Raw genomic sequence first — 25,557 nt, 5'->3', positions numbered from 1 at the left:
TCCTTAATGACGTGCAGCCAGCATCGCGGTCAGTTTTTCTGCCCAGGCTTTGGTTTCTGGGAGATCCTGTACCGGCTGGCTGTAGTGGCCGCGGTTATCCGGTGCAACAGGCGTCGTAGCATCAATAATCAGCTTGTCGGTGATACCTGCCGGGCTGGAACCTGGATCGAGTTCAAGCACGGACATATTCGGCAGCTGCACCAGATCGCCCGCCGGGTTGACCTTCGATGAGAGCGCCCACATCACCTGCGGCAGGTTGAACGGATCGACGTCTTCATCCACCATAATCACCATTTTCACGTAGCCCAGACCGTGCGGGGTCGTCATGGCTCGCAATCCCACGGCACGGGCAAAACCGCCATAACGTTTTTTGGTGGAGATAATGGCCAGCAGACCGTGGGTGTACATAGCGTTCACCGCCTGCACTTCCGGGAATTCTGCTTTTAGCTGCTGATAGAGCGGCACACAGGTCGCAGGGCCCATCAGGTAATCAATCTCTGTCCAGGGCATGCCAAGATAAAGCGATTCAAAAATAGGCTTAGTGCGGTACGAAACTTTATCGATACGCACGACCGTCATGTTGCGCCCGCCAGAGTAATGGCCGGTAAACTCGCCAAACGGTCCTTCTATCTCACGTTTGCGGCCTTCGATTACCCCTTCCAGGATCACTTCAGAACCCCACGGCACATCGAAACCGGTGAGCGGTGCAGTGGCAATCGGGTACGGACTTTCCCGGAGCGCACCGGCCATCTCATATTCGGACTGGTCATATTTCAGCGGCGTGGCCCCCATAAGCGTGATGATCGGATCGTTGCCGAGCGTAATCGCAATTGGCAGATCTTCTCCGCGCTCTTCCGCTTTATGCAGATGCAGGGCGATATCATGCATGGGTACAGGCTGCAGGCCGAGCTTGCGCTTGCCCTTCACTTCCATACGGTAGATACCGACGTTCTGTTTACCAAAGTTATCCGGGTCCAGCGGATCGCGCGAGACAACGCACGCCTTGTCGAGATAGAAGCCCCCGTCTCCGTCATTCAGGCGGAACAGCGGCAGGATATCGAACAGGTTGATGTCTTCACCGTCTACCGTATTCTGCGACCAGGCAGGGTTGGCGCGACGCTCAGGTGCGACGGGAAATTTATCCCAGCGGCGAATGTATTCGTCGATCTGTTTTTTTACCGGCGTATTGGCAGGCAATCCCATCGAAATAGCGTGATTCTGCCAGGAACCAATTGTATTCATCACGACACGCGCGTCGGTGAAGCCGCGGATATTGTCGAACCAGACGGCGGGAGCCCCGTCGCCGATGCGTCCGGTTGCGTTGGCCGCCGCGGCCAGATCCGGTTCTGCATTCACCTCTTCCTCTATTTTCAGCAGTTGCCCTTGTTCATCAAGCGCCTGCAGGAAGCTTCTCAAATCATCAAATGCCATCTTTATTCTCCTGTGAAACGTGTTTCGCCTCCTGCAAACCGTTCCAGCGACGCGCCTTTTTATGCTCAAGACCAAACTGGTCTAGCACGCGGGTCACAATATGCTGGGTGATATCATCGGCGGTTTGCGGGTGGTTGTAATACGCAGGCATGGGCGGCACCATCGCCACGCCCATGCGAGAAAGTGCGAGCATATTCTCAAGATGAATGGTGCTAAGCGGCGTTTCGCGTGGCACCAGGACCAGCTTGCGGCCCTCTTTCAGTACGACGTCTGCCGCGCGGCCCACCAGCCCTTCGGCATAGCCAGAACGGATACCCGCCAGCGTTTTCATGCTGCACGGAATGACGATCATGCCGTCGGTACGAAACGAACCGGATGAGATAGTAGCGGCCTGGTCTGCGGGGCTGTGAACGATATCAGCCAGCGCGGCAACGTCCCGGGCGGTATAGGGGGTTTCCAGCTCAATCGTGGTTTTCGCCCATTTCGACATCACCAGATGGGTTTCGACCTCCGGCATTTCACGCAGTGCCTGCAGCAACGCCACGCCCAGTGGAGCACCCGTTGCCCCGGTCATCCCAACAATCAATCTCATTCAGCACCTCAATTAATTCGTTCGCATACGAACATATTAAATAAACTACTCCAGGTTCATTTTCCTGACAAGATCGTTCGCATACGATCACACTAAATGCTAAAAATTGCGGCGTTAAACTTCAGGGCAATAGCGGCTATCATAGAGGGAGATTTTTATCGTCGGAGTATTCATGGAACTTAGACAAGAGGCGTTCCACCTGTTACGTCAGCTTTTTCAGCAGCATACTGCCCAATGGCAACATGCCCTGCCGGAAGTGACCAAGCCACAGTACGCGGTAATGCGTTCAATAGCCGAACATCCAGGTATAGAGCAAGTAGCCTTAACCGAAGTGGCGGTGAGTACCAAAGCAACGCTGGCGGAAATGCTGAGCCGTATGGAGGCGCGCGGGCTGGTAAAACGTGAGCACGATCCTGCCGACAAGCGCCGACGTTTTGTTTTTTTAACCCCGGAAGGGGAAGCCCTGCTTGCCCGCTGTAAACCCGTTGGAAATGATGTAGATGAACGCTTTCTGGGCCAGCTTAGCCAGGAAGAACAGCAACAATTCTCGGCGCTGATTAAGAAAATGATGCACAACTAGTTTATCCGGGCGCGCATAAAATCGATAAACGTGCGCACTTTGGCCGGCATATGCTGGGAATCAGGATAGACGGCATAGATACCCTGCTGTGCAAAAGAATAACCCGGCAACACCTCAACCAACGTTCCCGTATTCAGCGCATTTTGCGCCAGCCACTCCGGCAAAAGTGCCACGCCGCACCCCGCCACCGCAAAGGACATCAGCGCCTGCGCGCTGTCTGCAAATAAACGCGGCGCTTTCTTTATCTCCAGCGTGACGTGTCCGCCACTGGGATCGCTCACCTTCCAGTACAGGGGGGAAAGGACTCGTTCGTGAATGATCCAGTCGGCTTTTCCCAGTGCAGCCAGGGAATCTATCGGATGGTTAGCAAGCCAGCCGGGTGCGGCGACAGGTACGATCGTAAACTGTGAAATTAACGCGGCGTGATAGCGCGAATCAGCAAGCGTGCCGAGCCGAATGGCCACATCGAAACGCTCAGAAATAAGATCGGCGTGCAGTGAAGAGGATGCGTGACGTACGCGCAGGTCGGAATGGCGTTGGCTAAACTCGGCCAACAAAGGGACCACGACCTGCGCCCCGTATTCAGGCGTGCTGGTGATCCGTAACTCCCCCGTCAGCCCGGCATGATTTGCACGTACCTCATCCTGCAAACGCTCTGCATCCTTTAAAAGGGCTACGCTTCGATGATAAAAGAGCGATCCTGCTTCGGTTAACGTCAGACGACGCGTCGAGCGCAGCAGCAGCGTAACGCCTAATTCATTTTCAAGCTGGCGAATATTCACGCTCACAACCGCTTTGGTTAATCCCATCGCATCTGCTGCTGCGGTGAATCCCCCGGTTTCCGCCACGGCGACAAACATCGCCGTGCGTTGTAAATTGAGCATTGTGAGCCTCATTACTGTCAAAAATATTTTGACAGTATATCGCAATTTACCACGTTTATCCGAACCCGTCGGCCCGATAGGATCCTCCCCTCACCGGAGGATTAACCATGAAGTACCGCAACAAAGTTGCCGTCGTCTATCTGTTAGGCTTTTTTCTCGATCTCATCAATATGTTTATTGCCAGCGTCGCCTTCCCCTCTATGGCAAGGGCGTTTAACGCCAGCCCCACATCGTTGGCATGGGTCAGTAACGGCTACATTGCTGGGCTAACCCTTATTATTCCCTTCAGCGCCATGGTATCGCGGCTTATTGGGCCAAAACGCGTCATTCTCCTTTCTCTTTTTCTGTTTAGCACGGCCTCGCTTGCCGCAGGGTTTTCTACGACGCTGGAAAGCCTGATCGTCTGGCGGATACTGCAAGGATTCGGGGGTGGGCTACTGATTCCAGTAGGACAAGCGCTGACGTGGCAGCTGTTTAAACCGCAGGAACGCGCACGGCTTTCCTCGGCGGTCATGCTGGTTGCGTTACTGGCACCGGCGTGCTCGCCGGCATTGGGTGGCTTACTTGTCCAGGCCCTAGGCTGGCGATGGATATTTTTTGCCACCCTCCCCGTCGCGGTTATCACCATGGTGCTGGCGTGGCGGTGGCTGACTCATGAAAAGCCCCAGGCAGCAGCGATACGTGTGCTTCATCTGCCCTTGCTGGGGAAACCGATGCTGCAATTTTCGATGCTGGTCTATTTATGTGTACCCGGTATTTTTATCGGCGTGAACGTGATCGGCATGTTCTATCTCCAGAGCGTGGCGAAGATGACACCCGCCGCGACGGGCCTGCTGATGCTTCCCTGGTCTCTGGCCTCATTCGCGGCAATCTCGGCGACAGGGCGTTTCTTTAATCGGTTTGGCCCACGCCCGCTGATTATGACTGGATGCCTTTTGCAGTCCGCAGGCATACTGCTTCTTATGTATGTTAGCCCTCAGGTCAATAACCTATTACCGATCGCAGCCTTTGTTTTCATGGGGGCTGGCGGTAGCTTATGCAGCAGCGCGGCGCAAAGCAGTGCATTTTTGACCATCACGCACGACGATATGCCGGATGCCAGCACGTTGTGGAATCTTAATCGTCAGCTGAGTTTTTTTATGGGTGCCTTCCTGCTGGCGCAAATTCTGAGCACGTTACAACACCGTCTGGCGCCGCTCGCCGCATGGCACGGAACGTTTATTATTGCGGCGTGTATTACAGCATTGCCGCTTATCTTTGCCACACGTCTTAATAACCAGAAAATACTGACACAACTTCAACCGGAGAAATCATGACCCCGTACGAAACAGAGATTATTGATGTTCATGTTGCGCTCGAAAACTGGCTGGGAGAGGGCAAAGGTGAAGTTGCTGCCCTACTCGCCCGTTTTCAGTCAGACTTTATGATGATCCCGCCGAGTGGGGCGCACGTTGACCACGCGGCGCTGGGCCGTTTTCTGGACAGCCAACGCGGTAGCCGTCCAGGACTGAAAATTGTGATTGATGAACTAACAACCCTGCAAACATGGGACACCGGTGCAGTGCTGCATTATCGGGAGACGCAAACCCGCCCCGAACTGCCCGTCAATGTACGCTGGTCAACGGCGGTGCTCAATCAGGAAGGTGAGACGATAACGTGGCGTCTGCTGCACGAAACGGCGCAGCCGTAGCAGAAAAGAAAAAGGCTCGTCTGACGACGAGCCTTTTTTGACGAAAGGGTGCTTATTCGCGGAACAGCGCTTCGATATTCAGCCCTTGCCCCTGCAGGATTTCACGCAGGCGACGCAGACCTTCAACCTGAATCTGACGAACACGTTCACGGGTCAGGCCAATTTCACGGCCGACGTCTTCCAGTGTCGCAGCTTCATACCCCAGTAAACCAAAACGACGCGCCAGCACTTCACGCTGTTTGGCGTTCAGTTCGAACAGCCATTTGACGATGCTCTGCTTCATGTCATCGTCCTGCGTGGTGTCTTCCGGACCGTTGTCTTTTTCATCGGCCAGGATGTCCAGCAGCGCTTTTTCGGAGTCGCCACCCAGTGGGGTGTCAACCGAGGTAATGCGCTCGTTGAGACGCAGCATACGGCTTACGTCATCAACGGGTTTATCAAGTTGCTCGGCAATCTCTTCGGCGCTTGGCTCGTGGTCCAGTTTATGGGACAACTCGCGTGCGGTACGCAGATAGACGTTCAACTCTTTGACGATGTGAATCGGCAGGCGAATCGTACGGGTTTGGTTCATAATTGCCCGTTCGATGGTCTGACGAATCCACCAGGTCGCGTAGGTTGAGAAGCGGAAACCACGTTCCGGGTCAAACTTCTCAACTGCGCGGATGAGACCTAAATTGCCCTCTTCAATCAGATCCAGCAAAGCCAGACCACGATTGCCGTAACGGCGAGCAATTTTCACGACCAGTCGCAAATTACTTTCAATCATGCGACGGCGCGAGGCAACATCACCACGCAAAGCACGACGTGCGAAATAGACTTCTTCTTCGGCCGTTAACAGTGGGGAGTAACCAATCTCCCCAAGGTAAAGCTGAGTCGCGTCCAGTACACGCTGTGTGGCGCCCTGCGATAACAGCTCTTCTTCAGCCAAATCGTTATCACTGGGTTCCTCTTCTACTAAGGCTTTTTCGTCAAAAGCCTCTGCTCCGTTCTCATCAAATTCCGCATCTTCATTTAAATCATGAACTTTCAGCGTATTCTGACTCATAAGGTGGCTCCTACCCGTGATCCCTGAACGAGACACCCCGGCTGGCATGCCCCGTCAAATTATCGCTGCGGCAAATACTGCAGCGGGTTTACGGATTTCCCCTTGTAACGAATTTCAAAATGCAAGCGTGTAGAACTGGTGCCGGTGCTACCCATAGTAGCTATTTTTTGCCCCGCCTTAACTTCTTGTTGTTCCCGGACCAGCATCGTATCGTTATGGGCGTAGGCACTCAGGTAATCATCGTTATGTTTTATGATAATAAGATTACCGTAACCGCGCAGAGCGTTACCGGCATACACAACGCGTCCATCTGCGGTCGCGATGATAGCCTGTCCCTTACTTCCTGCGATATCGATCCCTTTGTTTCCACCTTCGGTAGAAGAGAAGTTTTCGATAACCTTACCGTCAGTTGGCCAGCGCCATGCAGAGATAGGCGAACTGGTTGATGTACTGCTGGCAGTCGGTTCGATAGAGCTAACCACAGGTGCCGTAACCGGTGCTGTGACCGTAGTCGCAGTACCTTTATTATTCGGCAACATTTTGTTAGCACTCTGATCACCTGAATCCTCAGAATACGTAATTACAGGTTGCGAAGCAACCACCGTGCTGGATTTTTGTGCAGGCTTAACGCTGTTATTTTGCGCGGTCACATCCGCGGCAGAAACGGTGTTGCCAGGCGTCAGCGGCGTGCCCGTGGCGTTACCGACCTGGAGCGTTTGGCCGACTTCCAGACCGTACGGGGCCTGGACGTTATTTCGCTGCGCCAGGTCACGGAAATCGTTCCCGGTGATCCACGCAATGTAGAACAGCGTATCGCCACGCTTCACGGTATAGGTGCTACCGCCGGTATAGCTACCTTTCGGAATGTTCCCATACTTGCGGTTATAGATTATGCGGCCATTTTCCGTCTGAACAGGCTGTTCGACTGGCTGAATCTGTGTTGGCTGTATAACAGGCTGCTGAACAGGCTGAATCTGCGGAGATTGCTGCGTCGCAGTCGTGCCCATTTTTGGCGGAGGGGTGATCAACATTCCGCTGGACGTGTTACCCGAGCCACTGTTCCCGCCAACGGAACTGACAGGGGCAGGTGCGTTATTAGAACTTGTACAGCCTGCCAGCCAGAGCGAAACCAGTGATAATGCCGCAACACGGCTGATGGTGAATTTTGGGCTTCCCGCGCTCATTTATCCCCCAGGAATGTGTTAACTACCAGTGACTTAAAAATAACCGTGAAGGCACGAACCTTTCGCGCCACACCATACGCTGAATTTGCCTTAATAACCCTGGATAAATCCGAGTCTCAGGCAAGTTCCCCCTTAACAAGAGGCACAAAGCGCACGGCTTCTACGGTATCGATAATAAACTCGCCGCCACGCCGACGAACACGCTTCAACAGCTGATGCTCATCACCCACGGGCAAAACGAGAATGCCGCCTTCATCCAGCTGCGATAAGAGTGCAACCGGGATCTCAAGCGGTGCAGCCGTGACGATAATGGCATCAAACGGGGCGCGAGCCTGCCAACCCTGCCATCCATCGCCGTGACGTGTCGAAACATTATGTAAATCAAGTTGTTTCAGGCGACGACGCGCCTGCCACTGTAAACCTTTGATTCGCTCGACGGAGCAAACATGGTGAACCAAATGCGCCAGAATTGCGGTTTGGTAACCCGATCCGGTACCAATCTCCAGCACGCGGGATTCTGGCGTAAGTTCCAGTAATTCCGTCATGCGTGCCACCATGTAAGGCTGTGAAATCGTCTGGCCTTGCCCGATTGGCAAAGCGACGTTTTCCCACGCTTTGTGTTCAAACGCCTCGTCGACAAACTTTTCACGGGGAACCTGGGCAAGCGCTTCCAGCACGCGCTCGTCAACGATCCCTTGCGCGCGGAGTTGTTCCAGAAGAGCTTGTACACGTTTGCTTACCATTGCGTGCTCACCCCGACACGATCCAGCCAGCCAGACACCACATCATGCGCGCTATAAGCGGTTAAATCTACGTGCAACGGCGTAACGGAAACGTAGCCGTCATCCACGGCGGCAAAATCCGTGTCTGGCCCTGCATCGCATTTTTCGCCGGGAGGACCAATCCAGTAGAGCGTGTTGCCACGCGGATCCTGCTGCGGAATGACCTGGTCAGCCGGATGACGGCTGCCGCAGCGCGTCACGCGGATCCCTTTGATTTCGTCCAGCGGCAGATCCGGGACGTTGATGTTAAGAATGCGTCCGGTGCGCAGCGGCTCGCGACCCAGCGCACGAAGGAGCGAGCAGGTTACCGCCGCCGCCGTGTCATAATGGGTGTGGCCGTTAAGTGATACCGCCAGCGCCGGGAATCCGAGATGGCGCCCTTCCATCGCCGCCGCCACGGTACCGGAGTAGATCACGTCATCGCCGAGATTCGGCCCGGCATTGATCCCCGACACGACAATATCCGGGCGCGGACGCATCAGTGCATTCACGCCCAAGAACACGCAGTCGGTCGGCGTGCCCATCTGTACAGCAATATCACCATTTTCATAGGTGAAGGTGCGAAGCGACGACTCCAGCGTCAATGAGTTAGACGCTCCACTGCGGTTACGATCGGGAGCCACGACCTGCACATCCGCAAATTCGCGAAGGTGTTTCGCCAGGGTCTGAATGCCTGGCGCATGGATCCCGTCATCGTTACTCAGCAATATTCGCATAATCACCCGACGTGTTGATAAGTTCCCTGACAACACTGGTGGCAAAGCTACCTGCCGGCAGCCAGAAGCGTAACTCGACGGTCACGTCATCCCACCAGTTCCAGCTTAACTGCTGCGGATAGAGCAGCATCGCACGGCGTGCCGCTTCGACTTTTTCCCGCACCAGCAATGATTGTAATTCTTGTGCATCGGCGACGGCGGCCTGTTCAGCCGCCAGCGCATCGCCCTGCGTTCCCCAGTCGCCCGTACCGGGCAAGGCTGCGGTAATCAACAGCGCTTTCGCGTCCACGCGCGTCTGAACATCGGCCATTTCTTCGGCCGTTGCCACAAACCAGCTCCCGCGTCCCGCTAATTGTAGCGCATCGCCGACAACAACTTGATTCGCGTCCGTTTTTTTCAGTCGCTCGCTCACAATCTGATTAAACAACGCGCTGCGGGCCGCAGACAACCAAAAACTGCGTTTATTCCTGTCGCGAACCGGGGCATCGCTTTGTGCCCAGCGCAGTGCGCCCTGCAGGTTGCTGCCGCCGATACCAAAGCGCTGCGCGCCAAAGTAGTTCGGTACGCCCTGCTCATTAATGGCATTCAACCGTTTTTCAACGTCATCGCGGTTTGTGACGTCGCGCAGCACCAGCGTAAAGCGGTTACCTTTTAACGCGCCCAGACGCAATTTGCGCTTGTGGCGGGCGTACTCAAGCACTTTACAGCCTTCAAGCTCAAATTTGCTTAAATCGGGCATCGCATTGCCCGGCACGCGCGCGCAAATCCACTGCTCGGTGACGGCATGCTTATCCTTCTGCCCGGCGAAGCTCACTTCACGGGCGTGTATTTTCAGGAATTTTGCCAGCGCTTCCGCCACAAACCGAGTGTTGCACCCGTTTTTCAGAATACGGATAAGAATATGCTCGCCTTCACCGTCCGGCTCAAACCCTAAATCTTCGACCACGACGAAGTCTTCCGGGCTGCCTTTCAGCAGGCCTTGTCCCTGAGGTTGACCGTGCAGCCAGGTCAGGTTTTCGAAGTCCGTCATTTCGCCGCCTTCAGCAGCAGCGCCACGGCTTCGCAGGCAATGCCTTCCCCCCGCCCCGTAAAGCCAAGCTTTTCGGTGGTCGTGGCTTTCACGTTGACGTCGTCCATATGGCAACCGAGATCTTCAGCAATGAACACGCGCATCTGCGGGATATGCGGCAGCATCTTGGGTGCCTGCGCGATGATCGTCACATCGACATTACCAAGGGCATAGCCTTTGGCCTGAATACGACGCCAGGCTTCACGCAGCAGCTCGCGGCTGTCTGCACCTTTAAACGCCGGATCGGTGTCCGGGAATAATTTGCCGATATCGCCCAGCGCAGCGGCCCCCAGCAGCGCATCGGTTAATGCGTGCAGCGCCACGTCACCATCAGAATGCGCCAACAGCCCTTTTTCATAAGGAATGCGTACGCCGCCAATGATAATTGGGCCTTCTCCGCCAAAGGCGTGTACATCAAAACCGTGTCCAATTCGCATTATGCCTTCTCCTGATGGGTCGAACGGGTAAGATAGAATTCCGCAAGCTGTAAATCCTCCGGACGCGTCACCTTGATATTATCAGCGCGCCCTTCAATAAGCTCAGGATGAAAACCGCAATACTCCAGCGCCGAGGCTTCGTCCGTGATGGTCGCCCCTTCTTTGAGCGCACGCGTCAGGCAGTCGTGGAGGAGTTCGCGGGGGAAAAATTGAGGGGTCAGCGCGTGCCATAAATCGACGCGCTCAACGGTGTGAGCAATCGCCTGTTTACCCGGTTCGGCGCGCTTCATGGTGTCACGCACTGGGGCGGCCAGAATGCCACCTACTTTACTGGTTTCACTCAGCGCCAACAGGCGAGCAAGATCATCCTGATGAAGACACGGGCGCGCGGCGTCATGCACCAGCACCCACTGCGCGTTTTGAGCGGCGTTAATGCCTGCCAGCACGGAATCGGCGCGTTCAGCGCCGCCAACAACGACGGTAATCTGGGGGTGATTTGCCAATGGCAGTTGCGCAAAACGCGCATCGCCCGGGCTAATGGCGATCACGACGTGCGTCACCCTTGGGTGCGCCAGCAGCGCCGCCACGGAGTGTTCGAGGATCGTTTTATCGCCAATCGAGAGGTACTGCTTGGGACATTCTGTCTGCATGCGCCGGCCAAAACCCGCGGCCGGCACCACGGCGCATACGTCCGAAAAAGTTACTGCCATGTCGTAATCCTGGGCTGATTATCGATTGTTTTGTGCTGAGCCCTGATTGCGTTTAGACGCATCCGGAACCAGACGATAAAAGGTTTCGCCCGGCTTAGTCATACTGAGTTCATTGCGTGCGCGTTCCTCAATCGCCTCTTGCCCGCCATTGAGGTCATCAATTTCAGCAAAGAGTTGATCGTTTCGCGCCTTAAGTTTGGCATTTGTTGCCTGCTGAGCCGCGACGTCATCGCTCACCCGGCTATAGTCGTGCAGCCCGTTCTTACCGAACCACAGCGAATATTGTAGCCAGACCAGCAAAGCCAGCAACAGCAGCGTTAGTTTACCCATCCTGCCCCCTGAAAAAACGGCATCATCATCCCATAACTTTCCGTTCGACTCTACTCTGGGGTTTTAATTATGTCGCACGTTAACCCATCAGCCATAAAAACAGCAGACCAAAAATGACCACCACGGTGGCGATAGTGATAACCGTACTATACAGGAGCTGGCCATTAAAAAGGGAGTGCAGCGCAATACCCACCACAACGGCAACAGGCATCAACGCCAGGAAGAAAGGCCATGTGTAGAGAAAGAAGAACAGCGTATTGCCGCCGTAAAGGAGAAAAGGAATACCCAGCGCCAGCAGCCACGAGACGAAGCCGACGATGGCCCCAGGAAATGACCAGGTCGTCTCGTCGTCGGTGGTTATCGGATCCGACCTGGTGGTAATGATGTAGTTTTCACTGTTGCGCATAGCTAATCCTGTGACCGTGACTCATCGCTTGGGAGGACAGCTCCCGAACGATACCGTCTCAGGATCTGATAATATCGTCCCGTCTGAGCAGGTCTAATAATTGGCTCACTAAATTTGTTACCAATTGTTGACCTTCCAGGTGAATCTCAGGGGATTCAGGCGCTTCGTATACCGAGTCAATTCCGGTGAAATTCCGCAGTTCACCCGCGCGTGCTTTTTTATACAGACCTTTGGGATCGCGTGCTTCGCAAATCTCCAGCGGCGTATCGACAAACACTTCTATAAAGCGGTCGTGACCGACGCGTTCACGCACCATCTGGCGCTCCGCGCGGTGAGGTGAGATAAACGCGGTTAGCACCACCAGCCCGGCATCCGCCATCAGGCTGGCGACCTCGCCAACCCGGCGAATATTTTCTTTGCGATCGTCATCGCTGAATCCTAAATCACTGCACAGGCCGTGACGCACGTTGTCACCATCCAGCAGGTAGGTACTCACGCCCTGCTGATGCAGTGCCTCTTCCAGGGCCCCTGCGACCGTGGATTTACCGGAGCCCGATAGCCCGGTAAACCACAGCACAACCCCACGGTGACCGTGGAGTTGCTCGCGCTGAGCGACGGTGACCGGATGAGGATGCCAGACGACGTTCTCATCATGGGCAGCCATTACTTGCCTCCCAGCAGATCGCGCGCGCCCCAGTGCGGGAAGTGCTTACGCACCAGCGCGTTCAGCTCCAGCTCAAAGGCGCTGAATTCAGAGACCACCGCGGCCTGTTCGTTAGGTTCACGCACCATTCCAGCCCCCACCGTGACGTTCGTCAGCCTGTCGATAAAGATCAGGCCGCCCGTAACCGGGTTTTGCTGATACTGATCCAGGACCAGCGGCTCGTCGAAGGTCAGATCCACCAGGCCGATGCCGTTCAGCGGCAGCTCATCAACCTGACGCTGGGTCAGGTTGTTAATGTCGACCTGAAACTGGACGCCATCCACGCGCGCGCGCGTTTTCTTACCCGCAATTTTAATGTCGTAGCTCTGGCCTGCGGTCAGCGGCTGCTCGGCCATCCACACCACATCCACCGCTGCCCCCTGCACCGCCGCCAGCGTTTCATTTGCCTCCACCAGCAGGTCGCCCCGGCTGATATCAATCTCATCTTTCAGCACCAGGGTGATTGCTTCACCTGCGCCGGCGTCCTGCAGGTCACCATCGAACGTGACGATACGGGCTATGGTTGACTCCACGCCAGACGGCAGCACCTTGACGCGCTGACCCACGCTGACCAGGCCGGACGCGAGCGTGCCGGAAAAGCCGCGGAAATCGAGGTTCGGACGGTTAACGTACTGTACCGGGAAGCGCATCGGCTGGCTGTCGACCACGCGCTGAATGTCGACGGTTTCCAGCACTTCCAGCAGCGTCGGGCCGCTGTACCACGGCATGTTGGCGCTCTGGGTTACCACGTTATCGCCTTCCAGCGCGGAAAGTGGCACAAAGCGAATATCCAGGTTACCCGGCAACTGCTCGGCAAAGGTCAGGTAGCTCTGGCGGATCTCTTCAAATGTCGCTTCGCTGTAGTTCACGAGATCCATTTTATTCACCGCCACCACCAGGTGTTTGATCCCCAGCAGCGTGGAGATAAAGCTGTGACGACGGGTCTGATCCAGCACGCCTTTGCGGGCGTCCATCAGCAGAATGGCTAACTCACAGGTCGAGGCACCGGTCGCCATATTACGCGTGTACTGCTCGTGCCCTGGGGTATCGGCAATGATAAATTTGCGCTTCTCGGTAGAGAAATAGCGATAGGCCACATCAATGGTGATGCCCTGCTCGCGCTCCGCCTGCAGGCCATCCACCAACAGCGCGAGGTCGAGCTTTTCGCCCTGTGTACCGTGACGCTTGCTGTCATTGTGCAGGGAAGAGAGCTGATCTTCGTAGATCTGGCGCGTGTCGTGCAGCAGACGACCGATCAGGGTGCTTTTCCCGTCATCAACGCTGCCGCAGGTCAGAAAACGCAGCAGGCTTTTGTGCTGCTGGGCGTGCAGGTAGGCTTCAACCCCACCTTCATCGGCAATTTGTTGGGCAATAGTGGTGTTCATGGCGGCTCCTTAGAAATAACCCTGACGTTTCTTCAGCTCCATGGAGCCTGCCTGGTCGCGGTCAATCATGCGACCCTGTCGCTCACTGGTGGTCGACACCAGCATCTCTTCGATGATCTCCGGCAACGTCTGCGCGCTGGATTCCACCGCGCCCGTTAGCGGCCAGCAGCCGAGTGTACGGAAGCGCACCATCTGCGTTTTGATCGCTTCACCCGGCTGCAGGTCGATGCGATCGTCGTCGATCATCATCAGCATGCCGTCGCGCTCCAGAACCGGACGTTCAGCCGCAAGATACAGCGGAACGATCTCGATATTTTCCAGATAGATGTACTGCCAGATATCCAGTTCGGTCCAGTTGGAGAGCGGGAAGACGCGAATGCTTTCGCCTTTGTTAATCTGGCCGTTGTAGTTGTGCCACAGTTCAGGACGCTGGTTTTTTGGGTCCCAGCGGTGGAAGCGGTCGCGGAACGAGTAGATACGCTCTTTCGCTCGCGATTTCTCTTCGTCACGGCGTGCGCCGCCGAACGCTGCGTCAAAACCGTATTTGTTCAGTGCCTGCTTCAGCCCTTCGGTTTTCATGATGTCGGTGTGTTTAGCGCTGCCATGCACGAACGGGTTAATCCCCATCGCCACCCCTTCCGGGTTTTTATGCACCAGCAGTTCGCAGCCGTAGGCTTTTGCGGTACGGTCGCGGAATTCATACATCTCACGGAATTTCCAGCCGGTATCTACGTGCAGCAGCGGGAACGGCAGCGTACCAGGGTAAAACGCTTTACGCGCCAGATGCAGCATCACGCTGGAATCTTTGCCGATGGAGTACATCATCACCGGGTTAGAGAACTCGGCAGCCACTTCGCGGATAATATGGATACTTTCCGCTTCGAGCTGCCGCAGGTGAGTGAGTCGTTTTTGGTCCATAACCGTTCCTTAAGCCAAATTTACAACAGAAGAACCAAAGCCTTCTGTATCGGTTGTGTGTTGAAACCAGGCGAGCGTGCTGTGCAGCTGCACCACTTCACCCACCACAATCAGGGCGGGCATTGGCGCATCTTTCGCCAGGTTTGCAAGGTCTTGAAGTGCGCCAATTGCAACGTGCTGATCGACGCGCGTACCGCGTGAAATCACGGCAACCGGCGTAGCCGCATCGCGACCGTGTTGAATAAGCTGTTCGCTGATATCTGCCGCCTTCATCGTGCCCATATAGATGGCAAGCGTCTGCCGGCTCTGAGCAAGATGCGACCAGTCAAACGGCGTGCTGTCGGCTTTATAGTGGCCGGTCACAAAGGTCACGCTCTGGGCGTAATCCCGATGGGTGAGCGGAATGCCGGCGTAAGCCGTTACCGCAGACGCCGCCGTGATTCCTGGAACCACCTGGAACGGCACGCCAGCCTCAGCAGCGGCCTGGAGTTCTTCACCTCCACGACCAAAGATGAACGGATCGCCCCCCTTTAATCGCACCACGGTTTTGCCTTTTTTCGCTGCGGCAATCAGCATTTGATTAGTGTCGTGCTGCGGCACAGAGTGCTCGCCCGCCCGCTTGCCCACGCAGATCTGTTCCGCGTCGCGACGGATCAGCTCGCGCACGCCGTCTGTGACCAGATGGTCATAAAACACCACGTCAGCATCCTGAAGAACCTGAAGGCCACGCAGCGTCAGCAAACCGGCATCACCAGGCCCTGCGCCGACGAGAATTATTTCCCCGCGGGTACTGCCCGGGTTATCCAGTTCGTCTTCCAGGATCTTCTGCGCCGCCATCTCGTTGCCGGCATGCATCAGGCTAGCGAAACGGCCGCGAAACACGCGCTCCCAAAAGCGACGGCGTTCCGTGACGCTGGTCAGGCGCGTTTTCAGGTGATTGCGCCAATAGCTGGCTTTCTCGGCCATGCGCCCGAGGCTGGTGGGCAGCAGCGCTTCGATTTTCTCTCGCAGCACGCGCGCCAGCACTGGCGCAGTACCGCCGGACGAGATCGCCACCAGCAGCGGCGAGCGGTCGACTATCGACGGAAAGATAAACGAACATAAGGGCTGGTCATCCACCACGTTCACCAGACGGTGGCGGGCCTGCGCCGCGTCTGAAACCCGGCGGTTGAGTTCTGGGTTTTCCGTTGCGGCAATGACCAGCACCACGTTGTCGATTTGCGACTCCGTGAAATCGGCCTCACTGACGACCTGAACCTTCGCGCCTGCCCGATGCAGGAATGCAATTTTGCGATCGGCAATCTCCCCCGTACCGACAACCAGCACGGGTCTCTCTTTAATCGCAGCAAACAGGGGCAGATAGTCCACAAGCAACAACTCACTTACAACCAGGAATAATGGGACTATAGGGGGCGACTTAGAGCGAATGAAATTACGAATTGGAATGAGTAGTTACTCAATGGAATAACGCCCTGGAAATGCAAATATCAAAAAGTGCTTAACGCGCGAAATTTCGGGCATTTAAGAGCAATTCAAATTGTGTAAGCACGATCACAGTTTCATACTAAGCGGGTTAAAAATTTGCTCTGTTTTTAAGGACTCATTATGTTTTCCGCAATGCGCCACCGTATCGCTGCCCTGGCGCTCGGCGTTTGCTTTATTCTTCCGGCTCAGGCAAAAAATCAACCTTATGGTGAAATCGCGAATATGCAGGCGCGGCATATTGCGACGGTCTTCCCGGGACGCATGACAGGTACCCCCGCCGAGATGCTTTCTGCTGACTACGTTCGCCAGCAGTTTTCGGAGATGGGCTACCAGAGCGATATCCGCTCATTCCACAGCCGCTATATCTATACCTCACGCAACAAGACGAAAAATTGGCATAACGTGACCGGCAGTACGGTGATTGCTGCGCACGAAGGCAAAGCGGCTGAGCAGATCATTATCATGGCCCACCTGGATACCTTCGCCCCGATGAGCGATGCCGATACCGATAATAACCTCGGTGGGCTTACGCTGCAGGGACTGGACGATAACGCGGCGGGTGTGGGCGTGATGCTCGAACTGGCCGCGCGCATGAAGAATATTCCAACGAAATACGGTATTCGTTTTGTGGCGACCAGCGGGGAAGAGGAAGGGAAACTCGGCGCTGAGAATCTCCTTAAGCGCATGAGCGCCGAAGAGAAGAAAAATACGCTTTTGGTCATTAACCTCGATAACCTGATCGTGGGCGATAAACTCTATTTTAATAGCGGACAGAGCACCCCGAGCAGCGTGCGTAAGCTTACGCGCGACCGTGCGCTGGCTATTGCCCGCAGTCACGGGGTTTACGCCACCACCAATCCTGGCGGAAATCCGGATTATCCAAAAGGGACAGGATGCTGTAACGACGGGGAAGTGTTCGATAAAGCGGGCATTCCGGTGCTGTACGTCGAAGCCACAAACTGGACGCTGGGTAAGAAGGATGGTTATCAGCAACGCGCCAAATCAAAAGCCTTCCCGGATGGGACAAGCTGGCATGACGTCAGGCTGGATAATCAACAGCACATTGATAGCGCACTGCCGCAGCGGATTGAGCACCGTAGCCGCGATGTCGTGAAAGTGATGCTGCCGCTGGTGAAGGAGCTGGCGAAAGCGGGGAAAGCTTAGTTCGATAATTTTCCCCTCACCCCAGCCCTCTCCCGGTGGGAGAGGGAGGAGATAGGATCATCCTTCGTGCAACCCGCACTCGCGCTTCAGGCCAAAGAACCGCGTCTCTTCTTCCGCCATTCCTGGTTCCCATTTGCGCGTAGTGTGGGTATCGCCGACCGACAAATAGCCCTGATCCCACAGCGGATGGTACTTCAGCCCGTGTTTTTGCAGATACTGGTAAACGGTACGGTTGTCCCAGTCGATAATCGGCAGCACTTTGAATACGCCGCGCTGTATCGCCAGCACGGGCAGCGAAGCCCGGCTGCCGGACTGCTCGCGACGCAGGCCCGCAAACCAGGTCTGGGCGTTCAGCGTTTTCAGCGCGCGGTTCATCGGCTCGACTTTGTTGATCTCATTGTATTTCTCAATACCCTCAACCCCCTGTTCCCACAGCTTGCCGTAGCGTGCCTCCTGCCAGGCCGCGCTCTGCTCCGCGCGATAGACTTTCAGGTTCAGCTTGAGCTTGTCCGTCAGCTCATCGATAAACTGGTAGGTTTCCGGAAACAGGTAGCCGGTATCGGTGAGGATCACCGGAATGTCAGGACGGATCTGGTTCACCAGATGCAAACTGACCGCCGCCTGAATACCAAAACTCGACGAGAGCACATAGTCCCCCGGCAGGTTTTCCAACGCCCACGCCACGCGCCCTTCGGCGTCCAGCTTTTCCAGTTGGGCGTTGGTTTCTGCCAGCGCCAGAATGCGTTCAACTTTTGGCAGCGCGTTAAGGCCGTTAAGATCGAGTACGGACATAATTACCTCTCGTGGTTACTCCCAGAAATCCCTTGCGGGATCGAGCACCGGGCGAATGATGCCCGCACGCACCGTAAAGTCGCCGAAGCCTTCACCCACTTCGCGCTCTTTCGCCCAGCGCCCGACTAGCTCGTCAATGGAATCGAGAATTTCCGGTTCCGTGATATTTTCGCGATACATCCGCGGAATACGCGTCCCCATACGGTTACCGCCGAGGTGTACGTTGTAGCGACCTGGCGCTTTACCCACCAGGCCCAGCTCGGCCAGCATCGCACGACCGCAGCCGTTCGGGCAGCCGGTGACGCGCATCACGATATGCTCGTCAGGGATGCCATGTTTTTCCAGAATCGCTTCGACCTTATCGGTAAACGATGGCAGGAAACGTTCGGCTTCCGCCATCGCCAGCGGGCAGGTCGGGAACGACACGCAGGCCATTGAGTTTTCGCGCTGCGGCTTCACCGCGTTCATCAACCCGTGATCGCGCGCCAGTTTTTCAATTTTCGCCTTCTGGTTTTCCGGGACACCGGCAACAATCAGGTTCTGGTTGGCGGTAATGCGGAACTCGCCTTTATGAATCTTAGCAATTTCCAGCAGACCGGTTTTCAACGGACGGCCCGGGTAGTCGAGGATGCGGCCGTTTTCGATAAACAGCGTCAGGTGCCATTTATTGTCGATGCCTTTGACCCAGCCAATACGATCGCCGCGACCGGTAAATTCGTAAGGGCGAATCGGTTCAAATTTGATGCCTGCACGACGTTCCACTTCCTCTTTGAACGTCTCAACGCCCACGCGTTCGAGGGTGTACTTCGTTTTGGCGTTTTTACGGTCAGTACGGTTACCCCAGTCACGCTGGGTCGTCACGACGGCTTCCGCCACGGCCAGCGTGTGCTCCAGCGGCAGGAAGCCGAACTCGCTCGCGGTACGGGCATAGGTTTTCTTATTGCCGTGCTCAATGGACAGGCCGCCGCCCACCAGCAGGTTAAAGCCGATCAGCTTGCCGTTTTCGGCAATCGCCACAAAGTTCATGTCGTTGGCGTGCAGATCGATATCGTTCTGCGGCGGGATCACGACCGTAGTCTTAAACTTACGCGGCAGATAGGTCTGACCGAGGATGGGTTCTTCGTCGGTGGTCGCGACTTTTTCCTGATCGAGCCAAATCTCTGCATAGGCGCGGGTGCGGGGTAGCAGATGCTCTGAAATCTTTTTCGCCCATTCATAGGCTTCGGCATGCAGCTCGGACTCATACGGGTTCGAGGTGCAGAGCACGTTACGGTTCATGTCGTTGGCGGTAGCCAGCGCGTCAAGGCCCACGGAGTGCAGCATCTGGTGAACCGGCTTCACGTTCTTCTTCAGAATGCCGTGGAACTGGAAGGTCTGACGGTTGGTCAGACGAATGCTGCCGTAAATCGTGTTGTCATGGGCGAACGTGTCGATCGCCTGCCACTGCCTGGTGGTGATAACCCCACCCGGCAGACGGCAGCGCAGCAGCATCGCGTGGCGCGGCTCCAGCTTTTGTTCAGCGCGTTCAGCACGAATATCGCGGTCGTCTTGCTGATACATACCGTGGAAACGGATCAGCAGGAAGTTATCGCCTTTAAAACCGCCGGTCAGACCGTCATTCAAATCTTCGGCAATGGTGCCGCGCAGGTAGTTGCTCTCTACCTTCATGCGTTCAGCATCAGTCAGTTTGCCTTCGACCACCAGTGGGCCAGGATGTTTTTCGCTCATTAGTAGACATCTCGCTGATAACGGCGCTCTACGCGCAGCTCACTTAAAAATTCATCCGCCGTTTCGATATCCATACCACCGAATTCGGCAATCACTTCCAGCAAAGCCTGCTCAACGTCTTTCGCCATGCGATTGGCGTCGCCGCAGACATAAATGTGGGCACCGTCATTAATCCAGCGCCACAGCTCTGCGCCCTGTTCGCGCAGTTTATCTTGTACGTATACTTTTTCTTTTTGATCGCGTGACCAGGCCAGATCGATGCGCGTAAGCACGCCCTCTTTGACGTAGCGCTGCCACTCAACCTGGTAGAGGAAATCTTCCGTAAAGTGCGGGTTGCCGAAGAACAGCCAGTTTTTGCCGGGTGCTTCTTCAGCCGCACGCTGCTGCATGAAAGAACGGAACGGTGCAATACCGGTGCCAGGACCAATCATGATGACGGGCGTTTCCGGGTTTGCCGGGAGACGGTAGTTGTCGTTGTGCTCAATAAAGACGCGCACTTCGCCCTCTTCTTCCACACGATCGGCCAGGAAGCTCGAAGCCCCACCGGCACGGGCGCGACCCTCGATGTCATAACGCACCACGCCCACGGTGACGTGCACTTCGTTCTCGACTTCTGCCTGCGAAGAGGCGATAGAATACAAACGCGGCGTCAACGGACGCAGCAGACCGATAAGGGCATCGGCATCCAGCTGAGCCGGAGCGAAACGCACCATATCGACAATTGGTGTGGTCGCTGCATAATGTTGCAGCTTCGCCTTATCGCCAACCAACGGCAGTAAGGATTCACTGCGGGTTAGGGTGGCATAATTTTCAACGATATTGGCGGTGTTCACCGTCAGCTCAAAATGCCACTGCAGCGCCTCGGAAAGCGGCTGGGTTTTACCGTCAACGGTGACCGGCTCGTCGCCCTTCAGCCACAGCAGCTCGACCAGCTCTTTCACCAGTGCCGGATCGTTCTGATACCAGACACCCAGGGCATCGCCAGGCTGATAGCGTAGGCCGGAGTCACCCAGATCGATTTCGATATGGCGCACGTCTTTTTCAGAGTCGCGGCCGGTAATTTTTTGGTTTACCGCCAGGCTCGCCGTCAGCGGCGTCTCTTTGGTGTACGGGCTGGTATGAATATCATTCACGGCGCCCGTTGCGGTGACGGCGGCTTGCGCAGGCGTCTCTTTCGGAACGCGCGCTTTCAGAACGTCAACAATGCGCGCGCGCCATTCTGCGGCGGCGGTCTGATACTCAACATCGGCATCAACGCGATCCAGCAGACGTTCCGCGCCCAGCTCCGCCAGCTTGCTGTCAAAATCTTTACCGGACTGGCAGAAAAATTCGTAGGAGGTATCACCCAGACCGAACACGGCAAAGGCGGTGCCTTCCAGTTTTGGTGCTTTTTTCGAGAACAAGAATTTATGCAGCGCAACGGCTTCTTCAGCAGGTTCACCTTCCCCCTGCGTTGAGGCGACAACCACCAGCAGTTTTTCTGACGCGATTTGTTTGAATTTATAATCCCCGGCGTTCACCAGATTCACGTTCAGTTTGGCCGCGAGCAGGTCATCACGCAGCGCTTCAGCCACCCGGCGGGCATTGCCCGTCTGCGAGGCAGAGATAAGCGTAATGGACGGGATCTCAGCGACAGGTGCTGGAGCAGCCGCAACGGCGCCAGGCTGTTGGTTAAGCATCCCCCAGAAATAACCGGAGACCCAGGCAAGCTGGGTAGGTGAAAAATCAGTGGTGGCAGCCTGGAGGCGCGCCAGCTGCTCCGGATTCAGGGGGAGCAAATTTGAAGGTGGGGCCTGTGTTGTCATGCGTCGTTGTGTTCCAGTAGCAAAGCGGAATTTATGCAAAAAGACCAAACTACAGATAAGGTTAACGGCGTGGATAATAACAATTAAAGAAGGGATGGAAATAATAAATAACCAAATGGACTAACCTGTTTTAGTCATCGCTCTTAGCGATAAAATCGATTAAACAACTTATTGATAAGTAAATACAAAAACCTTAAAAAGAGCCCTTCTCATTTGCTTATGGCCTAAGAGCCGTTTTAGTTAATGATAAAAATTGTGCTTTCCGGTACTATGCGGCGGTTTTTTCCGCATCACTGAGAGCGATAATGTCCACCACACTGTTTAAAGATTTCACCTTCGAAGCCGCCCACCACCTTCCGCATGTCCCGGAAGGCCATAAATGTGGTCGCCTGCACGGGCACTCGTTTATGGTGCGTCTTGAGATCACCGGTGACGTCAATCCACATACCGGTTGGATCATGGATTTTGCCGAGCTGAAGGCCGCCTTCAAGCCTACGTACGATCGTCTGGATCACTATTATCTGAATGATATCCCCGGGCTTGAAAACCCGACCAGCGAAGTGCTGGCGAAATGGATTTGGGATCAGATGAAACCGCTGGTGCCACTGCTTAGCGCGGTGATGATCAAAGAGACCTGCACAGCAGGCTGCGTATATCGCGGAGAATAAAAAAGCCCGGTTTAACCGGGCTTTTTTCTATGCGATGTTAAGGTACTTGTGTGTCTGCATTGACAGTCGCCAGTTGCGAGCGATGCAGGTCTCAATGCACAGACGCGTCGCATCGTCTTTCTGGCTGATCGGCTGCAGCGCAATCACCCGCTGCTTTTCATCGGTCAGCGTCGCCAGCAGTTCGTCCAGCGCTTCGATATCACGCACGCGACCCACGGGATGTTTAATCTCATCCGCACGTTCCAACGCCTGAGACAAGACATCGTAGCCGCCACGCATGTTCACTTTGGGTGAAACCGTCACCCAGGTCGAGTGAGAACAGCGCACTTCATGGGTGCCGCTGGTTTCTATCTGGCAGCTATAGCCGTTCTGTTCGAGCAGCTCCGTCAGTGGCGCCAGATCGTGAATGCAAGGCTCGCCGCCGGTGATGACCACATGGCGCGCCGTCCAGCCCTGACGGCCAATAATAGCCAGCAGATCGTCAGCACTGCCCGCGCCCCACTTATCGCTCTCTTTGGTTTTCGCCAGAATGCTAAACAGCGATACTTCCCGATCTGCAAGTTTATCCCACGTATGTTTGGTATCACACCAGGCACAGCCAACCGGGCATCCCTGTAAACGAATGAAAATAGCGGGAACGCCGGTAAAGTAACCCTCGCCTTGCAGGGTCTGGAACATCTCGTTAATCGGGTACTGCATAGTCATCTCAGTTAAGGGGATAAACGATAAGTATCGCAGATCCCCGCCGGAGGATCATGCTCCATCGATGCTTTGCGCGCTAATCGCCGACATAAACCGTTCAGTAATTTGCTGCGGACGGGTGATCGCGCCGCCGACAACCACCATATACGCCCCCAACGCCAGACACCTGGCCGCACGCTCAGGCGTATCCACGTTGCCCTCTGCAACCACCGGAACCGTAACGGCAGCCAGTACCGCCTTCAGAAACGCACAGTCATTTTCTGGCAAGGCACGGCCCGCGCTTTCCGCTGTATAGCCGTAGAGCGTGGTCCCGACACAATCAAAACCCAGTGCCTGCGCCGTCACGGCCTCTTCTACAGAGGAAATGTCTGCCATCAGCAGTACCGAGGGATAACGTGAGCGAATGCGCGTGACCAGTGTTTCCAGTGAGTTATCGCCGGGGCGTTTTCGGGTCGTCGCGTCAAGGGCAATGATTTCCGGAGTGACCGCCATGAGTTCATCCACTTCTTTCATCGTCGCGGTGATAAACACTTCGCTATCGGGATAATCTCGTTTGATGATGCCGATAACAGGCAAAGACACTTGCTGTTTAATGGCCTCGATATCCAGCACGCTGTTGGCGCGAATGGCGGCGGCCCCGCCCTGAGCCGCCGCCAGCGCCATTCGTGACATAATAAACGGGCTGTGCAAAGGTTCGTTTTCCAGCGCCTGACAGGAGACGACCAGTTTTCCCTTCAGGGTATCCAGTACAGTTTTCATTACGATAAAATCTCTTCTACTTCGTTTTTGATAATCGTGACATGCGGGCCATAAATGACCTGAACACCGTTACCGCGTACGATAACGCCGCGCGCACCGGTGGCTTTTAGTGCCGATTCATTCACTTTGCTGCCGTCTTTGACCGTGACACGAAGACGCGTGGCGCAGCAGTCCACCTCTTCCAGATTGTCTTTTCCGCCTAATCCAGCGATTACTGCCACTGCCCGTTCGCTTTGCGAGAAGGTCACTTCATTAGCCATCGCCTCTTTTTCCCGACCCGGTGTGGCAAAATCAAAGCGATTAATCAGATAGCGGAACGTCAAGTAGTAGAGGAAGAACCATGGAATCCCAACCAGCGGAACGAACATCCAGTTGGTTTTGGCCTCGCCCTGCAAAATGCCGAACAGCACGAAGTCAATAAAACCGCCGGAGAAGGTTTGCCCGATAGTGATATGCAGCATGTGCGCTAACATAAATGCCAGCCCGTCAAACACCGCATGAATAACGTAGAGCACCGGCGCAATAAACAGGAAGGAGAACTCGATAGGCTCCGTAATTCCCGTCAGGAACGAGGTTAATGCCGCAGAGATCAGCAGCCCGGCAACGCGCTTTTTATTCTCGGGCTTTGCCGTGTGATACATCGCCAGACACGCACCGAGCAGGCCAAACATCATGGTGATAAAGCGACCGGACATGAAGCGTGACGTGCCTTCGTAAAATTGACGCGTCGTGGGATCGGCAAGTTGGGCGAAGAAGATCCGCTGAGTCCCTTCTACCAGGTGACCGTTGACGATCTCGCTGCCGCCGAGCGCGGTGGTCCAGAAAGGCAGATAGAAGATGTGGTGCAAACCAAACGGGCCCAACATGCGTAAAATGAAGCCGTACAGCAGTGTGCCCAGATAACCGGTGGCATCCACCAGCCCGCCCAGACCAAAAATCAGCTTCTGGAAATGGGGCCACACCACCGTCATTGCTGCCCCGACGAGTATTGCCGCCAGTGAGCTTATAATGGGGACAAAGCGTGAACCGCCAAAAAACCCGAGGAACTGCGGCAGCGCAATTTTATTAAACCGATGATGGAGCGCGCAGGTCACGAGCCCAATAACCACGCCGCCAAACACGCCAGTTTCCAGCGTTTGAATACCCAGCGTCATGCCCTGCCCCACCGCCCCCGGGTTGTCGTGCGCCAGTTTACCGGTAAGGATCAACAGAGCGTTGATGGTGGCATTCATCACCAGAAACGCGAGTAATGCCGCCAGCCCAGCCGTGCCCTTATCGCTTTTTGCCAGCCCCACAGCGACCCCAACAGCAAACAGCACCGAGAGGTTCGCAAAGACGATTGAACCCGCGCTGCTCATGATGGTGAAAATCGCCTGTAACCAGCCCACGTCTAAAAACGGATAGGCCGTCAAGGTATTGGGATTCGATAGCGCACCGCCTATCCCCAACAGCAAACCCGCAGCGGGCAATACGGCGATGGGCAACATAAAGGATTTTCCAAAGCGCTGCGCTTTTTCAAACCATCTCCCAGAAGAAGCCCCACTGAATAGTTGCATCATTTTTTTCATTCCCCTATTTATTGATGAAAATTT

Annotated in this window: 27 protein-coding genes; 5 read left to right on the top strand and 22 right to left on the bottom strand. The window is 55.3% G+C overall.

Going from position 1 to position 25,557, the window contains the following annotated elements:
- Positions 1-3 precede the first annotated feature (3 nt).
- Positions 4-1,431: a non-oxidative hydroxyarylic acid decarboxylases subunit C gene (locus tag V5P19_RS18755; RefSeq protein WP_334406319.1), complete on the bottom strand. Its 1,428-nt coding sequence runs from the start codon at positions 1,429-1,431 to the stop codon at positions 4-6.
- Positions 1,421-2,023, bottom strand: coding sequence for a non-oxidative hydroxyarylic acid decarboxylases subunit B (locus tag V5P19_RS18750; RefSeq protein ID WP_334406317.1), 603 nt, complete (start codon positions 2,021-2,023; stop codon positions 1,421-1,423). Before V5P19_RS18750 ends, V5P19_RS18755 begins: the two co-directional genes overlap by 11 nt.
- Before the next feature lie 172 nt (positions 2,024-2,195).
- Here V5P19_RS18750 and V5P19_RS18745 point away from each other — a divergent pair, with 172 nt between their 5' ends.
- On the top strand, positions 2,196-2,603 hold the full coding sequence (locus V5P19_RS18745) for a MarR family transcriptional regulator (RefSeq protein WP_334406315.1): 408 nt from the start codon (positions 2,196-2,198) through the stop codon (positions 2,601-2,603).
- Here V5P19_RS18745 and V5P19_RS18740 read toward each other — a convergent pair.
- Positions 2,600-3,487: a LysR family transcriptional regulator gene (locus V5P19_RS18740; RefSeq protein WP_334406313.1), complete on the bottom strand. Its 888-nt coding sequence runs from the start codon at positions 3,485-3,487 to the stop codon at positions 2,600-2,602. The genes V5P19_RS18745 and V5P19_RS18740 overlap by 4 nt on opposite strands.
- A 107-nt stretch (positions 3,488-3,594) precedes the next feature.
- Here V5P19_RS18740 and V5P19_RS18735 point away from each other — a divergent pair, with 107 nt between their 5' ends.
- Complete coding sequence (locus V5P19_RS18735; protein ID WP_334406311.1) at positions 3,595-4,803, top strand: MFS transporter; 1,209 nt, start codon at positions 3,595-3,597, stop codon at positions 4,801-4,803.
- Positions 4,800-5,177 (top strand): DUF4440 domain-containing protein, encoded by a 378-nt coding sequence (locus V5P19_RS18730; RefSeq protein ID WP_334406309.1) that lies wholly within the window; start codon positions 4,800-4,802, stop codon positions 5,175-5,177. The genes V5P19_RS18735 and V5P19_RS18730 overlap by 4 nt, the downstream gene beginning before the upstream one ends.
- A 52-nt stretch (positions 5,178-5,229) precedes the next feature.
- On the opposite strand, the gene rpoS is transcribed toward V5P19_RS18730, so the two are convergent.
- From rpoS to cysG, 13 genes are all read right to left on the bottom strand, one after another.
- On the bottom strand, positions 5,230-6,222 hold the full coding sequence (gene rpoS / locus V5P19_RS18725; RefSeq protein WP_013098493.1) for an RNA polymerase sigma factor RpoS: 993 nt from the start codon (positions 6,220-6,222) through the stop codon (positions 5,230-5,232).
- Positions 6,223-6,281: 59 nt separating this feature from the next.
- The gene (gene nlpD / locus V5P19_RS18720) at positions 6,282-7,406 is read right to left on the bottom strand and encodes a murein hydrolase activator NlpD (protein WP_334406307.1); all 1,125 of its coding nucleotides are present in this window, start codon (positions 7,404-7,406) and stop codon (positions 6,282-6,284) included.
- Positions 7,407-7,522: 116 nt separating this feature from the next.
- The gene (locus V5P19_RS18715) at positions 7,523-8,149 is read right to left on the bottom strand and encodes a protein-L-isoaspartate(D-aspartate) O-methyltransferase (protein WP_334406305.1); all 627 of its coding nucleotides are present in this window, start codon (positions 8,147-8,149) and stop codon (positions 7,523-7,525) included.
- Complete coding sequence (gene surE / locus V5P19_RS18710) at positions 8,143-8,904, bottom strand: 5'/3'-nucleotidase SurE (protein ID WP_334406303.1); 762 nt, start codon at positions 8,902-8,904, stop codon at positions 8,143-8,145. The genes V5P19_RS18715 and surE overlap by 7 nt, the downstream gene beginning before the upstream one ends.
- Entirely contained in the window at positions 8,885-9,934 is a 1,050-nt protein-coding gene (gene truD, locus V5P19_RS18705; RefSeq protein ID WP_334406301.1) for a tRNA pseudouridine(13) synthase TruD, read from the bottom strand. Before truD ends, surE begins: the two co-directional genes overlap by 20 nt.
- Positions 9,931-10,410: a 2-C-methyl-D-erythritol 2,4-cyclodiphosphate synthase gene (ispF, locus tag V5P19_RS18700; RefSeq protein ID WP_334406299.1), complete on the bottom strand. Its 480-nt coding sequence runs from the start codon at positions 10,408-10,410 to the stop codon at positions 9,931-9,933. The genes truD and ispF overlap by 4 nt, the downstream gene beginning before the upstream one ends.
- Positions 10,410-11,120, bottom strand: coding sequence for a 2-C-methyl-D-erythritol 4-phosphate cytidylyltransferase (gene ispD, locus V5P19_RS18695; RefSeq protein ID WP_334406297.1), 711 nt, complete (start codon positions 11,118-11,120; stop codon positions 10,410-10,412). Before ispD ends, ispF begins: the two co-directional genes overlap by 1 nt.
- Before the next feature lie 18 nt (positions 11,121-11,138).
- The gene (gene ftsB / locus V5P19_RS18690) at positions 11,139-11,450 is read right to left on the bottom strand and encodes a cell division protein FtsB (RefSeq protein WP_003862095.1); all 312 of its coding nucleotides are present in this window, start codon (positions 11,448-11,450) and stop codon (positions 11,139-11,141) included.
- Between the two features lie 79 nt (positions 11,451-11,529).
- The gene (locus V5P19_RS18685; RefSeq protein WP_334406295.1) at positions 11,530-11,856 is read right to left on the bottom strand and encodes a DUF3561 family protein; all 327 of its coding nucleotides are present in this window, start codon (positions 11,854-11,856) and stop codon (positions 11,530-11,532) included.
- Positions 11,857-11,914: 58 nt separating this feature from the next.
- On the bottom strand, positions 11,915-12,520 hold the full coding sequence (gene cysC / locus V5P19_RS18680) for an adenylyl-sulfate kinase (protein ID WP_182062248.1): 606 nt from the start codon (positions 12,518-12,520) through the stop codon (positions 11,915-11,917).
- On the bottom strand, positions 12,520-13,944 hold the full coding sequence (gene cysN / locus V5P19_RS18675) for a sulfate adenylyltransferase subunit CysN (RefSeq protein WP_334406290.1): 1,425 nt from the start codon (positions 13,942-13,944) through the stop codon (positions 12,520-12,522). The genes cysC and cysN overlap by 1 nt, the downstream gene beginning before the upstream one ends.
- A gap of 9 nt (positions 13,945-13,953) precedes the next feature.
- Positions 13,954-14,862, bottom strand: coding sequence for a sulfate adenylyltransferase subunit CysD (cysD, locus tag V5P19_RS18670; protein WP_334406288.1), 909 nt, complete (start codon positions 14,860-14,862; stop codon positions 13,954-13,956).
- A 9-nt stretch (positions 14,863-14,871) separates the two neighbouring features.
- Positions 14,872-16,221 (bottom strand): siroheme synthase CysG, encoded by a 1,350-nt coding sequence (gene cysG, locus V5P19_RS18665; RefSeq protein ID WP_334406418.1) that lies wholly within the window; start codon positions 16,219-16,221, stop codon positions 14,872-14,874.
- Between the two features lie 246 nt (positions 16,222-16,467).
- Between cysG and V5P19_RS18660 the strand changes: the two genes are divergently transcribed.
- Complete coding sequence (locus V5P19_RS18660) at positions 16,468-17,511, top strand: aminopeptidase (RefSeq protein ID WP_334406286.1); 1,044 nt, start codon at positions 16,468-16,470, stop codon at positions 17,509-17,511.
- A 57-nt stretch (positions 17,512-17,568) separates the two neighbouring features.
- Here V5P19_RS18660 and cysH read toward each other — a convergent pair whose 3' ends face one another.
- From cysH to cysJ, 3 genes are read right to left on the bottom strand one after another with little or no spacing between them, the layout of a single operon-like run.
- On the bottom strand, positions 17,569-18,303 hold the full coding sequence (gene cysH / locus V5P19_RS18655; RefSeq protein ID WP_334406284.1) for a phosphoadenosine phosphosulfate reductase: 735 nt from the start codon (positions 18,301-18,303) through the stop codon (positions 17,569-17,571).
- 15 nt (positions 18,304-18,318) lie between these two features.
- The gene (cysI, locus tag V5P19_RS18650; protein WP_334406282.1) at positions 18,319-20,031 is read right to left on the bottom strand and encodes an assimilatory sulfite reductase (NADPH) hemoprotein subunit; all 1,713 of its coding nucleotides are present in this window, start codon (positions 20,029-20,031) and stop codon (positions 18,319-18,321) included.
- The gene (gene cysJ, locus V5P19_RS18645) at positions 20,031-21,836 is read right to left on the bottom strand and encodes an NADPH-dependent assimilatory sulfite reductase flavoprotein subunit (protein WP_334406280.1); all 1,806 of its coding nucleotides are present in this window, start codon (positions 21,834-21,836) and stop codon (positions 20,031-20,033) included. Before cysJ ends, cysI begins: the two co-directional genes overlap by 1 nt.
- 305 nt (positions 21,837-22,141) lie before the next feature.
- Between cysJ and queD the strand changes: the two genes are divergently transcribed.
- Positions 22,142-22,504, top strand: coding sequence for a 6-carboxytetrahydropterin synthase QueD (gene queD / locus V5P19_RS18640; RefSeq protein WP_334406278.1), 363 nt, complete (start codon positions 22,142-22,144; stop codon positions 22,502-22,504).
- Between the two features lie 27 nt (positions 22,505-22,531).
- Here the strand turns inward: queD and queE are convergent, their stop codons facing one another.
- Genes queE through V5P19_RS18625 form a run of 3 tightly spaced genes read right to left on the bottom strand, consistent with a single transcriptional unit; the run spans position 22,532 to position 25,524 of the window.
- Positions 22,532-23,203: a 7-carboxy-7-deazaguanine synthase QueE gene (gene queE / locus V5P19_RS18635; RefSeq protein ID WP_334406276.1), complete on the bottom strand. Its 672-nt coding sequence runs from the start codon at positions 23,201-23,203 to the stop codon at positions 22,532-22,534.
- Between the two features lie 54 nt (positions 23,204-23,257).
- The gene (locus tag V5P19_RS18630; RefSeq protein ID WP_334406274.1) at positions 23,258-23,965 is read right to left on the bottom strand and encodes an N-acetylmannosamine-6-phosphate 2-epimerase; all 708 of its coding nucleotides are present in this window, start codon (positions 23,963-23,965) and stop codon (positions 23,258-23,260) included.
- Positions 23,965-25,524, bottom strand: a complete 1,560-nt coding sequence (locus V5P19_RS18625) for a maltose/glucose-specific PTS transporter subunit IIC (protein ID WP_334406272.1) — start codon at positions 25,522-25,524, stop codon at positions 23,965-23,967. Before V5P19_RS18625 ends, V5P19_RS18630 begins: the two co-directional genes overlap by 1 nt.
- Positions 25,525-25,557 lie beyond the last annotated feature (33 nt).

It is taken from the genome of Enterobacter sp. UNJFSC 003, from assembly GCF_036903355.1.
Classification (GTDB): Bacteria; Pseudomonadota; Gammaproteobacteria; order Enterobacterales; family Enterobacteriaceae; genus Enterobacter.
The sequence above is the reverse complement of the archived record's forward strand: the minus strand, read 5'-3'. Positions and strand labels throughout refer to the sequence as shown.

Excerpts from the sequence above, each read along its gene's own strand:
- V5P19_RS18750 (WP_334406317.1), bottom strand. The coding sequence starts at position 2,023 with ATGAGATTGATTGTTGGGATGACCGGGGCAACGGGTGCTCCACTGGGC.
- V5P19_RS18660 (WP_334406286.1), top strand. The coding sequence starts at position 16,468 with ATGTTTTCCGCAATGCGCCACCGTATCGCTGCCCTGGCGCTCGGCGTT.
- cysC (WP_182062248.1), bottom strand. The coding sequence starts at position 12,520 with ATGGCTGCCCATGATGAGAACGTCGTCTGGCATCCTCATCCGGTCACC.
- V5P19_RS18735 (WP_334406311.1), top strand. The coding sequence starts at position 3,595 with ATGAAGTACCGCAACAAAGTTGCCGTCGTCTATCTGTTAGGCTTTTTT.
- cysH (WP_334406284.1), bottom strand. The coding sequence starts at position 18,303 with ATGTCCGTACTCGATCTTAACGGCCTTAACGCGCTGCCAAAAGTTGAA.
- queD (WP_334406278.1), top strand. The coding sequence starts at position 22,142 with ATGTCCACCACACTGTTTAAAGATTTCACCTTCGAAGCCGCCCACCAC.
- ftsB (WP_003862095.1), bottom strand. The coding sequence starts at position 11,450 with ATGGGTAAACTAACGCTGCTGTTGCTGGCTTTGCTGGTCTGGCTACAA.
- V5P19_RS18625 (WP_334406272.1), bottom strand. The coding sequence starts at position 25,524 with ATGATGCAACTATTCAGTGGGGCTTCTTCTGGGAGATGGTTTGAAAAA.
- ispF (WP_334406299.1), bottom strand. The coding sequence starts at position 10,410 with ATGCGAATTGGACACGGTTTTGATGTACACGCCTTTGGCGGAGAAGGC.
- V5P19_RS18715 (WP_334406305.1), bottom strand. The coding sequence starts at position 8,149 with ATGGTAAGCAAACGTGTACAAGCTCTTCTGGAACAACTCCGCGCGCAA.
- queE (WP_334406276.1), bottom strand. The coding sequence starts at position 23,203 with ATGCAGTACCCGATTAACGAGATGTTCCAGACCCTGCAAGGCGAGGGT.
- V5P19_RS18730 (WP_334406309.1), top strand. The coding sequence starts at position 4,800 with ATGACCCCGTACGAAACAGAGATTATTGATGTTCATGTTGCGCTCGAA.
- V5P19_RS18745 (WP_334406315.1), top strand. The coding sequence starts at position 2,196 with ATGGAACTTAGACAAGAGGCGTTCCACCTGTTACGTCAGCTTTTTCAG.
- cysI (WP_334406282.1), bottom strand. The coding sequence starts at position 20,031 with ATGAGCGAAAAACATCCTGGCCCACTGGTGGTCGAAGGCAAACTGACT.
- rpoS (WP_013098493.1), bottom strand. The coding sequence starts at position 6,222 with ATGAGTCAGAATACGCTGAAAGTTCATGATTTAAATGAAGATGCGGAA.
- surE (WP_334406303.1), bottom strand. The coding sequence starts at position 8,904 with ATGCGAATATTGCTGAGTAACGATGACGGGATCCATGCGCCAGGCATT.
- V5P19_RS18740 (WP_334406313.1), bottom strand. The coding sequence starts at position 3,487 with ATGCTCAATTTACAACGCACGGCGATGTTTGTCGCCGTGGCGGAAACC.
- V5P19_RS18755 (WP_334406319.1), bottom strand. The coding sequence starts at position 1,431 with ATGGCATTTGATGATTTGAGAAGCTTCCTGCAGGCGCTTGATGAACAA.
- nlpD (WP_334406307.1), bottom strand. The coding sequence starts at position 7,406 with ATGAGCGCGGGAAGCCCAAAATTCACCATCAGCCGTGTTGCGGCATTA.
- V5P19_RS18685 (WP_334406295.1), bottom strand. The coding sequence starts at position 11,856 with ATGCGCAACAGTGAAAACTACATCATTACCACCAGGTCGGATCCGATA.
- V5P19_RS18630 (WP_334406274.1), bottom strand. The coding sequence starts at position 23,965 with ATGAAAACTGTACTGGATACCCTGAAGGGAAAACTGGTCGTCTCCTGT.
- ispD (WP_334406297.1), bottom strand. The coding sequence starts at position 11,120 with ATGGCAGTAACTTTTTCGGACGTATGCGCCGTGGTGCCGGCCGCGGGT.
- cysN (WP_334406290.1), bottom strand. The coding sequence starts at position 13,944 with ATGAACACCACTATTGCCCAACAAATTGCCGATGAAGGTGGGGTTGAA.
- cysD (WP_334406288.1), bottom strand. The coding sequence starts at position 14,862 with ATGGACCAAAAACGACTCACTCACCTGCGGCAGCTCGAAGCGGAAAGT.
- truD (WP_334406301.1), bottom strand. The coding sequence starts at position 9,934 with ATGACGGACTTCGAAAACCTGACCTGGCTGCACGGTCAACCTCAGGGA.
- cysJ (WP_334406280.1), bottom strand. The coding sequence starts at position 21,836 with ATGACAACACAGGCCCCACCTTCAAATTTGCTCCCCCTGAATCCGGAG.